Annotated in this window: 20 protein-coding genes and 2 tRNA genes; 7 read left to right on the top strand and 15 right to left on the bottom strand. The window is 71.7% G+C overall.

What is annotated here, in order from left to right; all coding sequences use genetic code 11:
- Window positions 1-113 precede the first annotated feature (113 nt).
- On the top strand, window positions 114-1,148 hold the full coding sequence (locus tag AC2CJA_RS16685) for a Yip1 family protein (protein WP_484603489.1): 1,035 nt from the start codon (window positions 114-116) through the stop codon (window positions 1,146-1,148).
- 76 nt (window positions 1,149-1,224) lie between these two features.
- On the opposite strand, the gene AC2CJA_RS16680 is transcribed toward AC2CJA_RS16685, so the two are convergent.
- The 3 genes from AC2CJA_RS16680 to AC2CJA_RS16670 form a co-directional block, all read right to left on the bottom strand.
- Window positions 1,225-1,722, bottom strand: coding sequence for a phosphoribosyltransferase (locus AC2CJA_RS16680; RefSeq protein ID WP_484603488.1), 498 nt, complete (start codon window positions 1,720-1,722; stop codon window positions 1,225-1,227).
- Window positions 1,723-1,756: 34 nt separating this feature from the next.
- The gene (gene dcd, locus AC2CJA_RS16675; protein WP_093657735.1) at window positions 1,757-2,332 is read right to left on the bottom strand and encodes a dCTP deaminase; all 576 of its coding nucleotides are present in this window, start codon (window positions 2,330-2,332) and stop codon (window positions 1,757-1,759) included.
- 102 nt (window positions 2,333-2,434) lie between these two features.
- On the bottom strand, window positions 2,435-2,623 hold the full coding sequence (locus AC2CJA_RS16670; protein WP_241716206.1) for a hypothetical protein: 189 nt from the start codon (window positions 2,621-2,623) through the stop codon (window positions 2,435-2,437).
- Window positions 2,624-2,856: 233 nt separating this feature from the next.
- On the opposite strand from AC2CJA_RS16670, the gene AC2CJA_RS16665 reads away from it, so the two are divergent.
- A tRNA-Gly gene (locus AC2CJA_RS16665) sits at window positions 2,857-2,930 on the top strand.
- Window positions 2,931-2,991: 61 nt separating this feature from the next.
- On the opposite strand, the gene AC2CJA_RS16660 is transcribed toward AC2CJA_RS16665, so the two are convergent.
- The 11 genes from AC2CJA_RS16660 to AC2CJA_RS16610 form a co-directional block, all read right to left on the bottom strand.
- On the bottom strand, window positions 2,992-4,167 hold the full coding sequence (locus tag AC2CJA_RS16660) for a tyrosine-type recombinase/integrase (protein ID WP_484603487.1): 1,176 nt from the start codon (window positions 4,165-4,167) through the stop codon (window positions 2,992-2,994).
- Window positions 4,167-4,379 (bottom strand): helix-turn-helix domain-containing protein, encoded by a 213-nt coding sequence (locus AC2CJA_RS16655; RefSeq protein ID WP_093852174.1) that lies wholly within the window; start codon window positions 4,377-4,379, stop codon window positions 4,167-4,169. The genes AC2CJA_RS16660 and AC2CJA_RS16655 overlap by 1 nt, the downstream gene beginning before the upstream one ends.
- Window positions 4,376-5,701: a replication initiator gene (locus AC2CJA_RS16650; protein ID WP_484603486.1), complete on the bottom strand. Its 1,326-nt coding sequence runs from the start codon at window positions 5,699-5,701 to the stop codon at window positions 4,376-4,378. Before AC2CJA_RS16650 ends, AC2CJA_RS16655 begins: the two co-directional genes overlap by 4 nt.
- Before the next feature lie 139 nt (window positions 5,702-5,840).
- A complete protein-coding gene (locus AC2CJA_RS16645; protein WP_484603485.1) occupies window positions 5,841-6,101 on the bottom strand; it encodes a SpdD protein in 261 nt (86 codons plus the stop codon).
- Window positions 6,102-6,116: 15 nt separating this feature from the next.
- The gene (locus tag AC2CJA_RS16640; RefSeq protein ID WP_093852177.1) at window positions 6,117-6,311 is read right to left on the bottom strand and encodes a hypothetical protein; all 195 of its coding nucleotides are present in this window, start codon (window positions 6,309-6,311) and stop codon (window positions 6,117-6,119) included.
- Between the two features lie 13 nt (window positions 6,312-6,324).
- Window positions 6,325-6,516, bottom strand: a complete 192-nt coding sequence (locus tag AC2CJA_RS16635; protein WP_031505898.1) for a mobile element transfer protein — start codon at window positions 6,514-6,516, stop codon at window positions 6,325-6,327.
- A 2-nt stretch (window positions 6,517-6,518) separates the two neighbouring features.
- Window positions 6,519-6,695, bottom strand: a complete 177-nt coding sequence (locus AC2CJA_RS16630; RefSeq protein ID WP_484603484.1) for a hypothetical protein — start codon at window positions 6,693-6,695, stop codon at window positions 6,519-6,521.
- A gap of 15 nt (window positions 6,696-6,710) precedes the next feature.
- Entirely contained in the window at window positions 6,711-7,349 is a 639-nt protein-coding gene (locus tag AC2CJA_RS16625; protein WP_484603483.1) for a DUF2637 domain-containing protein, read from the bottom strand.
- Between the two features lie 86 nt (window positions 7,350-7,435).
- The gene (locus AC2CJA_RS16620; RefSeq protein WP_484603482.1) at window positions 7,436-8,815 is read right to left on the bottom strand and encodes an FtsK/SpoIIIE domain-containing protein; all 1,380 of its coding nucleotides are present in this window, start codon (window positions 8,813-8,815) and stop codon (window positions 7,436-7,438) included.
- 3 nt (window positions 8,816-8,818) lie between these two features.
- Complete coding sequence (locus AC2CJA_RS16615) at window positions 8,819-9,169, bottom strand: SCO3933 family regulatory protein (protein ID WP_093852181.1); 351 nt, start codon at window positions 9,167-9,169, stop codon at window positions 8,819-8,821.
- 204 nt (window positions 9,170-9,373) lie between these two features.
- A complete protein-coding gene (locus AC2CJA_RS16610) occupies window positions 9,374-10,162 on the bottom strand; it encodes a GntR family transcriptional regulator (protein ID WP_484603481.1) in 789 nt (262 codons plus the stop codon).
- 111 nt (window positions 10,163-10,273) lie between these two features.
- Here AC2CJA_RS16610 and AC2CJA_RS16605 point away from each other — a divergent pair, with 111 nt between their 5' ends.
- The 4 genes from AC2CJA_RS16605 to AC2CJA_RS16590 are packed head-to-tail and all read left to right on the top strand — an operon-like array spanning window position 10,274 to window position 11,766.
- Window positions 10,274-10,681 carry an NUDIX hydrolase gene (locus AC2CJA_RS16605; RefSeq protein WP_279554488.1) on the top strand — a complete coding sequence of 136 codons (408 nt, stop codon included), beginning with the start codon at window positions 10,274-10,276 and terminating at the stop codon, window positions 10,679-10,681.
- A 46-nt stretch (window positions 10,682-10,727) separates the two neighbouring features.
- Entirely contained in the window at window positions 10,728-11,156 is a 429-nt protein-coding gene (locus AC2CJA_RS16600) for an ATP-binding protein (RefSeq protein WP_484603480.1), read from the top strand.
- On the top strand, window positions 11,150-11,461 hold the full coding sequence (locus AC2CJA_RS16595; protein WP_484603479.1) for a hypothetical protein: 312 nt from the start codon (window positions 11,150-11,152) through the stop codon (window positions 11,459-11,461). Before AC2CJA_RS16600 ends, AC2CJA_RS16595 begins: the two co-directional genes overlap by 7 nt.
- The gene (locus AC2CJA_RS16590) at window positions 11,458-11,766 is read left to right on the top strand and encodes a hypothetical protein (protein ID WP_484603478.1); all 309 of its coding nucleotides are present in this window, start codon (window positions 11,458-11,460) and stop codon (window positions 11,764-11,766) included. Before AC2CJA_RS16595 ends, AC2CJA_RS16590 begins: the two co-directional genes overlap by 4 nt.
- Before the next feature lie 461 nt (window positions 11,767-12,227).
- Here the strand turns inward: AC2CJA_RS16590 and AC2CJA_RS16585 are convergent.
- Window positions 12,228-12,310, bottom strand: a tRNA-OTHER gene (locus AC2CJA_RS16585).
- Window positions 12,311-12,385: 75 nt separating this feature from the next.
- Between AC2CJA_RS16585 and AC2CJA_RS16580 the strand changes: the two genes are divergently transcribed.
- Window positions 12,386-12,745, top strand: a complete 360-nt coding sequence (locus AC2CJA_RS16580) for a transposase (RefSeq protein WP_484603477.1) — start codon at window positions 12,386-12,388, stop codon at window positions 12,743-12,745.
- The last annotated feature ends 9 nt before the right edge of the window (window positions 12,746-12,754 follow it).

Genomic DNA, 12,754 nt, shown 5'->3' with positions numbered 1-12,754 from the left:
ACCCCCCCGCCCGCCCCGCCCCGCCGCCCCCCCCCCCCCCCCCCCCCCACGGCCGTCCCCTACGGGTGGCCCGACCCCCGTTCCGGGGGCGCGCCCTACGGGCCCCCTGGGTGATGTCACAGCTCGGCGGCAATGGGCGGTCCGTCACCCGGCCCGCGACACCGCGTACGGCCGGACACGGTACGTTCGGGGGCGTGGCTGGATTCAGGATGGGACACGGCCGGGATCCCCGGAACGCACGACAGCAAGGGCACCGCCCCCCGCAGCAGGCTCCCGGCGCACCCGGGCAGCCGCCGTACGCGCCTCCCGCGCAGCCGGGGCAGCGGCCCGGGCACACCCTGTGGCGCCAGGGCGGCGGACGGCACGGCGAGCCGGAGTACTTCGGCGATCCGGGCCACGGCGGCCACCACCCCGGGCACGACGGGTACGGCGGCCAGGTGCGCCCGGCCGCGCACGACCCGGCCAACAACCCCGGGCACACCCAGATGTTCAGCTTCGGCGAGGCCCCCGACCACGGCCACCCCCCACAGCCGGGCCACCCGGCCGGCGACGGCTACACCGACGGCGGCACCTACGCGGCGGGACAGCCGCCCGCGGCGCCCTCCGGCCCGCGACCGCACTGGAAGCAGCTGCTGAGCGGCATCGTGCTGCGCCCCGGCCCCACCTTCTGGCAGATGCGTGACCACTCGGTGTGGGGCCCGGCCCTCATCGTCACCTTCGTCTACGGCCTGCTCGCCGTCTTCGGCTTCGACCAGGCCCGCGAGGACACGATCGACTCCACGCTCTCCAGCGCGATCCCGTTCGTGCTGATCACCGGCGTGGCCGTCGTCGTCTCCGCCCTGCTGATGGGCGTGGTCACCCACACCCTGGCCCGCCAGCTCGGCGGCGAGGGCCTGTGGGCGCCGACGGTCGGCCTGTCGATGCTGATCATGACCATCACGGACGCCCCGCGGCTGCTGCTGGCGATGTTCCTGGGCGGCAGCGCCACGGTGGTCCAGGTCGTCGGCTGGATCACCCTGCTCGCGGCGGGCGTGCTGCTCACCTCGATGGTCCGCCGCTCGCACGACCTGCCCTGGCCGAAGGCGCTGGGCGCCTCCGCGATCCAGCTGATCGCGCTGCTGGCGCTGTTCAAGCTCGGCACCCTGTAGGGCGCGGGCGGGTACGCCCGCCCGTACGCCGCAGGGGGGGGGCGCCCGCGGGGGGGCGCGGCCCCCCTTCGGCGCGTCAGGAGTCGAGGACCTGCCCGTCCCGCCGCACCACCGGCGGTTCCACGCTCCACGGAAAGTCGATCCAGCGGTCGGTGCGCCTCCATACGTACTCGCACTTCACCAGCGACCGCGGCTTCTCGTAGACCACCGCGGACCGCACCTCGGCCACGTGCTCGGCGCAGAAGTCGTGCACCAGCTTCAGCGTCCTGCCGCTGTCGGCGACATCGTCGGCGACCAGGACCCTCTTCTCGCTCAGGTCGACGGCGCTGGGCACGGGCGGCAGCACGACGGGCATCTCCAGCGTCGTGCCGACGCCGGTGTAGAACTCGACGTTCATCACGTGCAGGTTCTTCACGTCCAGCGCGTAACCGAGCCCTCCGGCGACGAACAGCCCGCCGCGCGCGATGGACAGGATCATGTCCGGCTCGTAACCGTCGTCCGCGACGGCCTGCGCCAGCTCCCGGACCGCCTGCCCGAACAGCTCGTAGGTCAGGTTCTCCCGCTCGTCGCCCATGGTCGCCCCTCGCCCCTCGCTCCTCACTCCTCGCTCAGACCTGCGTGCGGTGGAAGTTCAGATAGGAGCGCGAGGGCGTCGGGCCGCGCTGCCCCTGGTAGCGGGAGCCGTAGCGGGCGGAGCCGTAGGGGTGCTCGGCGGGCGAGGAGAGGCGGAACATGCACAGCTGCCCGATCTTCATCCCCGGCCAGAGCTTGATCGGCAGCGTCGCCACGTTCGACAGCTCAAGCGTCACGTGCCCGGAGAAACCCGGGTCGATGAAGCCGGCCGTGGAGTGCGTCAGCAGGCCCAGCCGCCCCAGCGAGCTCTTGCCCTCCAGCCGGGAGGCGATGTCGTCGGGCAGGGTGACGACCTCGTACGTCGAGGCCAGCACGAACTCGCCCGGGTGGAGGATGAACGGCTCGTCCCCCTCCGGCTCGATCAGCCGCGTCAGGTCGGACTGCTCGACCGCGGGGTCGATGTGGGGGTAGCGGTGGTTCTCGAACACCCGGAAGAAGCGGTCCAGCCGCACGTCGATGCTGGACGGCTGCACCATCGCCGGGTCGTACGGATCGATCCTCACCCGCCCGGAGTCGACCTCGGCCCGGATGTCCTTGTCTGAGAGAAGCACGGAGCCGAGCGTACAGACCGCGGGCCCGGCGCCTGCGCACCGGGCCCGCCTGCCCTCACCCGCCGCGACCGCTCGACACGGCCGCCTGGGCGCCTCGGTGTCTCAGCGCCTCACGACCTCCAGGCCCGTCACGGCCTGCCGCGCCACCGGCACCGCCTGCCTCAGCCGCGCGCACCGCGGACACCGCAGCAGCCGGCCCGGACCGATCCGGTCGCTGCCGAGGTTCTGCATCGGGAACGTCGAGGTGCTGAACACATGCCCATCGGCACACCGAACGACGGTGGACTCCATCGCCTGCCTCTCCCCATCGCGTGTAGGACCAAAGCCACATTAGGGGATCAACCAGCCTGCCCCGCGCCCGGCGCTCCGCACCCACCGTACGCCCCAACTCCCTTCCCCCGCTTTCCGGAAACCCGCCCGTCACACGCCCCGGGGACACGACGAAAAGGACCCCGCGACTGTGCGCCGGGGGCCCGGAATGGGGTACAGTGTGCGTCGATGAGCGGCGTGATCGTCTGCTCCTCGCGGGTGTAGTTTAATGGTAGAACATGAGCTTCCCAAGCTCAGAGCGCGGGTTCGATTCCCGTCACCCGCTCCATGACGAAGGCCCAGGTCAACGACCTGGGCCTTGCTCGTTGCCTAGACCTCCCGGCGCCGTTCTAAGCGTCCCGTGCCAGATCCGTGCCAGAAGGGCCGTCGCCCTTCTCCGGGGGCGTCAGGGCCGCGCGTACCCGGGCGTCGATGCCGTCGGCGAGCTCCCGCTGATGCTCCAGTGACGAGTGCTGGTAGATCATCGCGGCCCGCACCGACGACTGCCCCATGCGCACCATGAGGTCCTTCAGTTTGGCCCCGGTGTCCGCCGCGAGAGTGTTCCCGGTGTGGCGGAGGTCGTAGAAGCGGAAGCCCTCGGGGAGCCCCGCCTTCGCGCGCGCCCTGCGCCACTTCCGCCCGAAGGTGGACCGCCGGAACGGAGCGCCCTTCTCGCCGACGAAGAGCAGCCCGTTCGGGCCCCGGTCCTTCCTGTCGGCGAACCACTCGACATGCCGCCGCAGATCGGTGTGCAGGAACGCGGGCAGGATCAGCGTGCGCTTCCCGGCCGCCGACTTGGGCTCGCCCGTGACGCGGCGGCCGGTCGTCAGCTCGGGTGAGGCCAGCGTGATCCGTAGCGTCCCCGTGTCGAGGTCGACGTCACCGCGCCGCAGCTCGGCCAGTTCCTCCGGCCGCAGGGTCGCGAAGGCCCCGAGAAGGACCATCAGTCGCCACCGCGGCCCCATGGCGTCGGCCACCGCGTACACCTGCTCCACGGTGGCGATGGGCCGTTCGGGCGCCCGCTCCTGGCCGGCGCCCCTGATGCGGCACGGGTTGCGGCGGATCAGCTCGTCGTCCACAGCGGTTTCCATGACGGCCTTGAGCAGCCGGTACGCCTTGGCCACGGTGGTGGGCGCCCCGGTCTCCTCCAGCCGCTCGGTACGCCAGGTGCGGACGCGGGGAGCGGTGATCTCGTCCAGGTCCCGGTGCCCGAAGGCGGGCAGCAGGTGGATGCGGAGCAGGCGTTCGTAGAGCTCCACGGTCGTCGGCCGGAGGCCGCGTTCGGCGATCCACTGCCGGGCGTAGACCTCGAAGTTGACCGCCCCGGCGTCCGGGTCCTGCCAGTCGCCGCGCGTCAGGTCCGCTTCCGTCTGCGACAGCCAGATCTCGGCGTCCGCCTTGGTGTCGAAGGTGCGGTCGGCCGGACGCAGCGCACCGTCCGGGCCGGGGTAACGAGCCTGCCAGCGGCCGGACGGCAGCTTGCGTACAGCCCCGAAGCGACGGCGCTTGCCCTTCCTGTTGGCCATCAGGCGGCCCTCCGCAGACGAGCCCGGCGCCGCTGGACCGGCTGCACGGTGTTCGCCTCGATGAAGGCCGCCAGCGCGCTTTCCGGGATACGTACGTGGCGGCCGAGCTTGACGAAGGTGATCCGCCGTTCGGCGACCAGCCGCCGGGGGAAACGAGGCGTGGTGCCGAGCAGCTCGGCGACCTGGTCGACGCTGAGGTATCGGTCTTTCATCGGTCTGTTTCCCCTTCCGTGCTGGCGGTGTTGGAGGTGAGTGCGTCGGTCAGCCATTGCTCGCCCGCGGTGAGGCCGGTGCCGGCGAAGGCCCAGTGGGCGAGGACGAGCGTGGTCTCCTCCGGCTCGGCGGACGGGTCGTGGGGTGTCTCGCCGCGTGCGATGGCTGCTTGGAGGCGCTGCCATTCGGCGCGGGCGGTGCGGAGTGCGCCGAGGGTGGTGGAGTAGCGGCGGGTCTTGGTGGAGAAGTGGCCGCGGAAGCCGAGCATGTGGGCCCAGGCCCGCAGCCGCAGGTGTTCCAGGTCTTTCCGCGCGCCGAGGGTCCAGGCGGTGCGGATCATGCGCCGGGCGTGGTCGGTGAGGTCGAGGGCGGCCAGCTCGGCGAGGAACTTCAGCGGCCGGTCGAGGGTGCCGGTGGCGGTCTCGGCACCCTTGGTGGCGTACTTGGCGATGTAGGCCGCGACGGCCCGGTCGGTCAGCTCGGTGCCGCCGTCGAGGTCGGCCGAGCGGATCGGGCGGATGTCGAGCTGGCGGCCGAAGGCGAAGACGTGGTCCCGGCCGTCGAGGGTCGGGCCGGTGATCCGGGCGGCGGCCGCGGCCGCGCGAATGGCGTCGGTCAGCAGCTCGGCGCTGGCCCAGGACGGCGGCGGGGAGTCGCCGCCGGTGGGGCCGTCGAGGCGGATGACGGCGTGGAAGTGGACCGCGCCGCGTTTTTGGTACTCGGCGACCTTGGCGAAGGAGATCCGCGCGTACTGGCGGAAGGCGCGTTGGGTGAGTCCGGCGCGCTTGGCGATCTCCCGGCGCAGGTAGATGGAGAAGCGCCGCCAGATGGCCCCGGCGTGCGCGTTCCACAGCACGGCCGCTTCGTAGTCGTACCGCTCCGGGTCGAGCGGGGTGCCGAGGGCGGGGTCGTCGGCCGGGTGGCGGGTGCCGCAGCGGCAGCGGCCGGAGTCGGGGCGGTTGTGGACCGGGCCGAAGCTGGGTGCGGTGAAGGTGGCGAAGACGCGCGGGTGCGTGGCGACCTGCTCGGGGGTGCCCTTGTCGCCGCGCAGTCCGGCGGTGATCAGGTGGTAGGTGTCGCGGCGGTAGGTCTCGGCGCAGGTGGCGCACCGGGTGGTGCGGCGGTTGTTGCAGCGCACCAGCAGGTGCCCGGCGGGCAGGTCGGTGGAGTCCAGGCGGTGCAGTTCGGGGCCGATCTCGCCGGTGGCGGTGTTGAGGGCGTGTTCGGCGCGGTAGCCGGACAGCCGGATGGGGCGCGCGCAGCCGCCCAGGCCGGAGAGCTGCCGGACCAGGCCGGGCAGGTGGCCCCAGGAGGCGAGCATGCCGAGTTCTTTCGGCGGCGGTGCGGTGGTGCGGGGGATGATGGGCTTCTCCTTGTCTGGCTTGCGGGTCGGATGAGGGGTTGAGGCCGGTCGGGGCGGCGGGATGCTTGGCGGTATCGAGGCTCCCCCCCCCGGCCGTTCAGTGGCGGTGCCCGCCGGTGAGCAGGGAGCGCAGGACGAGGGCGGCGACGGCCACGGATATGGCGGTGACGGCGACGGCGGCCAGGAGCGCGGTCAGCACCACGCCGCCGACGAGCACGGCGGCCACCGCGCCGGTCGTGGCCGGAGGCAGCGCGGGCCGCCGGGCCGGGGCGGGGTGGCAGGAGCAGGCCGGCTGCTGGCCGTGCTCGGTGGTGGTCGGGAGGTGGGGTGTGGTGGGGAGCTGCGGGCGCAGGAACATGGCGGGTTCTCCTTGTCAGTCGGTGGTGCCGCCTATGACCTCAACTCCGGTGCGGGTGCCGGTGTCGATGGCGGGGGCGAGGAAGGTCTGGGAGAGGTAGAAGCCGAAGAGGGCGATCACGACGACGACCCACAGGCGGATGCCGAGGAACTTGATCGCGGCCCAGGCGATGACGCCCAGGACGGCCACCAGGGGCAGGGAGACGGTCATAAGGAACCTCCGGTCAGCGGACGGGGCAGCGGTGGGTACGGGCGGCCAGCTCGGCGGCGGCGCGGCTGTCGTAGTCGGCGGAGAAGCCGCAGCGCGGCGCGGTGCAGGCGGCGGTGTGCTTCTCGCGGCCCCGGCCGTCGTAGGCCGTGCCGACCTGTACGGGGCCGATGCGGACGACGCGGCGGAAGCGGCGGTGCGCGGGCACGGTCAGTCCTTTCCGGTGAAGTCGCTGGTGTGGTCGATGAGCCACTGTTCGATCTCGGGGTGTTCGTCTGCGGTGGCCCGCTGGAACGCTCCTTCGGCGACGGTCATGGCTTCGTCGAGGCGGTTTTGGCGGGTGAGTTGGGCGGAGCACTCCAGGGCGAGGCGGATGACCGGGCGCATGAGCAGCCCTCCTTGTCAGGTGAGTTGGGTGGCGATCTGGTCGGCCAGGGCGGGCGGGACGCCGAGGCGGGTGCGCAGGGTGTCGGTGTCGATGGGCGTACCGGTCCGGGCGCGGTGGGCGTCGGCGACCTTCCGTGCGTGCTCGACGAGCGCGGCCGGGACGGCAGGTGCCGCCGGGAGCGCCGGGGCAGGTGCGGCAGGCCGGACCGGTTCGGGCGCGGGTTCCGGTTCAGGGTCGGCAGCCGCGGGCAGCTCGGCGGTGTCCTCCTCCGGCGCATCCGGTGCCGCAGTGCTTGGTGAGTGGGCGAGGAGGGTTCCGCCGAGGAAGGCGACGGCGGGCCAGCCGGCGACGAGGATGCGCAGCCAGGCGGGCACGTCGTTCAGGTCGAGGAGTCCGGCGGTGGCGACGTTCGCACCGAGCGAGGCGGCCAGGGCGATGACGAACCAGCACCATCCGGCCGTCGTGGCGTGGCCGGAGCGCAGGCGTCGCCAGGCCGCGACCATCAGCAGGTCGACGCTGATCGGGTAGGCCCAGGCTTTCCAGCCGTGCTGTCCGGCCGCTGCGGCCAGGTCGTGCAGGTGCGCGAAGGACAGGGCACCGGCGATGACGGCCTGGACCAGCACGGCGTCGACGCGGGCCAGGTAGCGGCGCATGGGTGGCACCTCCTTTCGGTTTTCGGCATGGCAGGGGTAGGGACGTGGCGCGAGGGCGGTCGCGCCGACCGTGGTGCGGGGTGGCTTTAGTCGGTCACGGGGCGCGGTGTGATCAGCGGAGCCGGTTGCTCGGCCGGGGCCGGCGGAATGTGTGGCCGGAACGGGTCGAGGGCGGGCACGTCGGGGGCGAGGTGCGCGGTGTCCTGGCAGACGGCGGCGGCGTCGGTGAGGGACAGGTAGGGGGTGCGGATGCGGGACCAGCCGCCGGAGGTGTCACCGGCCACGGCCAGGCCCGGCCGCTCCGGGGCGATGGAGCACGCCGCTTCCACCGCTTCGGGGGCGATGTCGCCGAGCGCCATCTTGGCCGAGGCCTCATCGTTCACCCGGTGGCAGACGCGGCCGGAGAGCTGGGCGCGGAGCATGGTGGCGCCCTTGCCCAGCTCGGCGCCGAAGCGCTGCCCGCACACCTCCAGGTAGATTCCGGCGGCCCGGCCGAGCTGCGCGAGCCGGATGAGGTGGGTGACCATCGCGTCGCGCCGCTCCTCGTCCTTCTTCGTTGCGGTGAGGAAGAGTTCGGCCACCTCGTCGACGAACAGCACGATCGGCACGGGCCGCTCATCCTCGGGCAGGCCCCAGGTATCGGAGGTGATTTCCTCGTCCGGGGTGTTGGGGGCGATGCCCTGCCGGGCTTTGATCAGGTCGTAGCGGTCCTCCATCTCCCCCACGAGCACGGGCAGCAGTTCGGCCGCCTCCGCCGGTTCGGTGGCCAGGGCGGACAGGCGTGGGGCGAACGGGGCCAGCTCCACGCCGCGCTTGCAGTCGATCCCGGCCAGCGCGACGGGCTGTCGGGCCAGGCCGGCGATGAGGTTGCGCAGGTACATGGACTTGCCCGACAGCGTGGCGCCGAGGGTGAGTTGGTGCGGGATGGCGCGGTAGTCGCGGATGAACTCGGTCGCGTCCTCCCGCAGCGCCACCGGCACCCGAAGGAACCCGCCTTCGACACCGCGCGGCATCCGCACCCGGCCGAGGACGTCGAAGCCGACGAGCCGCAGCTCGACCGTGCCCGGCTTGACCTCCGCCACGTAGACGGCGTGGACGCCCCAGGCGTGGCGGAGCCGTTCGGCCGAGGCGGCCACGTCGGCCGGTTCCTGCCCCGGCGCCAGCCGCAGCCGCAGGCGCAGGCCGGTCGAGGTAGGGCGGATCAGGCCCCGGCGCGGTGGCACCGGCCTCACCTCCCGGCGGCTGGTCGCCCAGGTGGCCAGCGCCCGCAGTCGGGAGGGTGGCACGGTCAGCCCGCAGGAGTCCATGACCGCCCCGTACGAGGCCAGCAGCCGGGTCACCGACACCGGCAGCCCGATCGTGGACCACCAGGCTGCCGGGTGCCGGGACTTGGCCCAGGCGGCGGCCCCGCCACCGGCTATGGCGACGGGACCGCCCGCCTCCAGCCATGTCATCAGGTCCGGCATTGGTCAGGCTCCCACCGCGGCCGGGACGGCGCCGGGGGTGACGGCGGCGGCCCGGTAGGCGATGCCGTGGCGCTGCTGGCCGTTGAAGACGTTCTCCCACGGCTTGGCGACCAGGCCCGGCAGGGACACCGGAGCGCCCAGGGCCAGGCCCTCGGCGACGCCGCTTTCCGGCACGGTGACCCGGATCAGCGCGGACTCGCCCTCGTCGATGTAGACGACGCCGATCGTCATCAGCGTCTCGCCGCTCACGGCGTCCTTGGCCACCTCGCCGGTCTGCCGGTCGCGGACCTTGGGCTCAGGGGCTTCGGTCAGCAGGATCGTGGCGGTTGAGGTCTCCACACGGATGGTGCGCAACGTCTTGTCTCTCCTTGGATCGCACCGGAACCACTGACACCTACTCGTCTAGACAAGATGCGTCGGAGTGATCCCGAGTCGGTTCGGAACGCGGACCACTGTGCCACACAGCTTGCCCACTCGTCTATACGAGTATGCGTCTGGGTGTGTACGAGTCGAAACCAGCCGCGCACCGGGCCGCACCGCACCTCGCCACCCCGGCCGTCAGGTGGCCGGCAACCGGTACGACAGGACGTAGGCGTCGGCAGCCATCACCGTGTCGCAGACCTCCACCGCGCGCCCCTCGGTGTCGTACGCGGTGCGGATCAGGTGGATGACCGGCACGCCGGAGGCCAGCCGCAGCGTCCGCACCTCCTGCGGGGTGGGCATCCGGGCCTTGATCTCCTCGTCGAAGTGGTCCAGGCGGTGCCCCAACTCCTCCAGCCGGGCATAGATGCCGCCCGGACCGGGGTTCGGCTGGGCGATCGGGGTGTTCCGCGCCAGGTCCAGCGGAAGATAGGAGGTGGCGAACTCCACCGGCCGCCCGTCCAGCAGATACCGGCGACGACGGGCCAGCACCCGGCGCGGCGAGCCCAGGCGCGCGGCGATGTCCTGGCTGGGCCGCTCCTCCCCGACCTCCAGGCTGTCCACCTCCGACTTGCTCCCGGCCGCCTCGGCCTCCACGATGAACGCCGACTTGCCCTGCTCGCGGTGGCGCCGGGCGAAGCGGTCCGAGGCCAGACGCCGCACCGGCGGGCGCGGCCGGACGTAGACGCCCCTGCCGTGCTCGGAGACCACCAGGCCCTCGGTCTGGAGAATCGACAGCGAGTTGCGCACGGTCATCCGGGAGACGCCGTAATGCTCGACCAGTTCGGCTTCGGACGGCAGCTTGTCGCCCTCTTTGAACCGGCCCTTGTCGATGGCTTCGCGGATCTGGTCGGCGATCTGCCGGAACACCGCGCGGTCACTGGTCGGGTCCAGCGCTCCGAGAGCACTGGAGGGGGAGGCCGCCATCTTTACTCCTTTGGATATCTAGACGAGAAGCTGAGTGTCGTTGCTACGGTGGAGAGCCTAGTCAGCTTCAGGAAGCCGAGGACTGTGAGTACTGCCGAACGCCCCCACTCCGTGAGCGTCGCCGGAGTCATCGTTGACGACCGCGGCCGGGCCCTGCTGATCAAGCGCAGGGACAACGGGCACTGGGAGCCGCCCGGCGGCGTCCTCGAACCGGGCGAGACCATCCCCGAGGCCCTGCAGCGCGAGGTCCTCGAAGAGACCGGCATCAAGATCGCCCTTCCGGCGACCCTGACCGGTGTCTACAAGAACATGACCGGCCTGATTGTCTCGCTCGTCTTCCGCTGCGAGGCGATCGACGGTACTCCCACCACCGGCGACGAGACGTACGCGCTGCGCTGGGCCACCCGCGAGGACGTCACCGAACTCGCCGACGAGGCATACGCCGTGCGCGTCCTGGACGCCCTGGACGCGGCAGCCCCACCGGCCGTCCGGGCGCACGACGGCGTGAAACTCGTCTAGCCCGAACCCACTGTCCATGGCCGCCTACCAGCACGAAGGAACTTGTATGGACGAGTATACGAGTACGGTGCGAGTCTGGGAACTCTCCTGCCCGAGACTCCCGGCCGAGGTCGGCCGCGCCCGCCGCTGGACCCGCGACATCCTCCACGACAGCCCATGCGCCGACGACGCCGCGCTGATCGTCACCGAGCTGGGCGCCAACGCCGTCACCCACACCACCGGACCCGCCTTCCGCGTCACCATCACCCGCACCACCGAAGCCGTCACGCTCACCGTCACCGACACCGGCGCCACCACCAGCCACCCGCGGATCACCCACCCCGACGAGGAGGCCACCCACGGCCGAGGACTGGCCATCGTCACCGTCCTCGCCGCAGCGCTGGACATCCACCACGACGGCCACGGCCACACGGTGACCGCTCACCTCCCCGCCCCTGCACCGCAGCCGACCACGCGGGAAGCCCAACCATGCTGACCCACACCTACTGGTGTGAAGTGATCGCCCACACCCTCGACGACGGCCGCACCTTCTGGCTCGGCGCCCACCCCACCAGCTCACCGCGGCTCGCCCTGCGCTGGCTCCAGCAACGGGCCCGCCACATCAGCGACCAGCTCGACCCACCAGCCGCACGGCCGGTCCTCCACTGGCTTGACGACGCCCAAGCCCACGAACACGCGCTGGCCGACCTCGCCTCCGGCACGCCCTACAGCCACACGATCTTCGAAGACGCCGTGCGCTACCTGCTCACCGCCCGACCCACCACAAGGCCCCGCCCATGAACCACGACCCAGCCGCCCAGACCGAGCAGCTGTACCGCTACGAGATCACCGCCTCCCTGAACGCCGTCGTCCGCGCCTGCCAGGACATCGTCACCAAACACAGCCACCGCGGCTTCTGGACCCCCCACACCAGCACCGAGCCGATCCCCAATCACTGTGAGTTGATCGAGGCCGCCCGCCGCGACGTGCTCAACCGCCTCCAGACGGTCATCCACTGCGCCGAAACAGTCGCCAACACCATCGAGCACGACCGCCAGCGCCAGACCAACCGGGACCGGACAAAGCCCAACCAGCCCACTGAGTAACAACCTTCTCTACGAGTTCAAGGCGGCTCGCTACCGCTCGCCGCGCGCGGCCCGGCTCCCCGCCGGTCCGACGCTCCTGTCTCCGCCCCGCTCCGCCCCGGCGTCCGCCGGCCGCGCGGCTGAACGGCCCGCCCGACAAGGGAACCACCGTGGTGCCCGGGGCCGGTCGGCTCCGACGACTTTAGGCAGCCACCTTGGGGCGAGCCTCGAAGATCGGGGGCCCAGATCGGGCACTTGCGGGCAGGCCAGGAGCCAGCCCGATCCGCGGGCCAGCGTAAGGGCCCCCGATCTCTCGCCCCAAGGCAGCTCCCGCCCAAAGTCGCTCCGCCGACCTCGTGGAGCGCGTGCCCCTTCCATGCCCCATCGGACGGGAAATCACGGGGAACAGCGGTTGCTGACAGGCAGTAGGCATGATGACGACCCCTGACCGTTTGCGCTGGTCAGGGGCCGTTGAAGTGCGGAGGCTGTGGGATTTGAACCCACGGTGGTGTCGCCACCACGACGGTTTTCAAACCGATCGGTTTCGCGGAGCCGCATAGCCTTTGACCTGCTACTTCGCTGTATCAAGCCTTAGAGGGTGTCTCACGTGGCTTGATCGGCGTCGGGCATGATGCTGTCTGTGGCCGGTGACCTCTCTTCTCGTCTGGTTCCTGATGGTCTGTGGGTTCTGGTGGAGCCCCTGCTTCCGGAGTTCACCCCGCGGAGGCAGGGCGGGGGCACGGCTCCGGTCGATGAGCGGCAGGCGTTCGCGGCGGTGGTGTACGTGCTGACCAGCGGGTGTGCGTGGCGGATGCTGCCCGACACGTTCGGTGTCTCGCCGGCGACCGCACACCGGCGGTTCACCGCCTGGACGAAGGCCGGGGTCTGGCGGCGGCTTCACCGGGCGGTCCTGGACGAACTCGGAGCACGCGGGGAGATCGACTGGACCTCGGCCATCGTGGACGCCGCGAACGTGCGGGCCAAAAAGGGGGCACGCTGACCGGGCCGA

The organism is Streptomyces sp. ATLC9, assembly GCF_057196705.1.
This window is presented reverse-complemented; position numbering and strand designations above follow the sequence as displayed.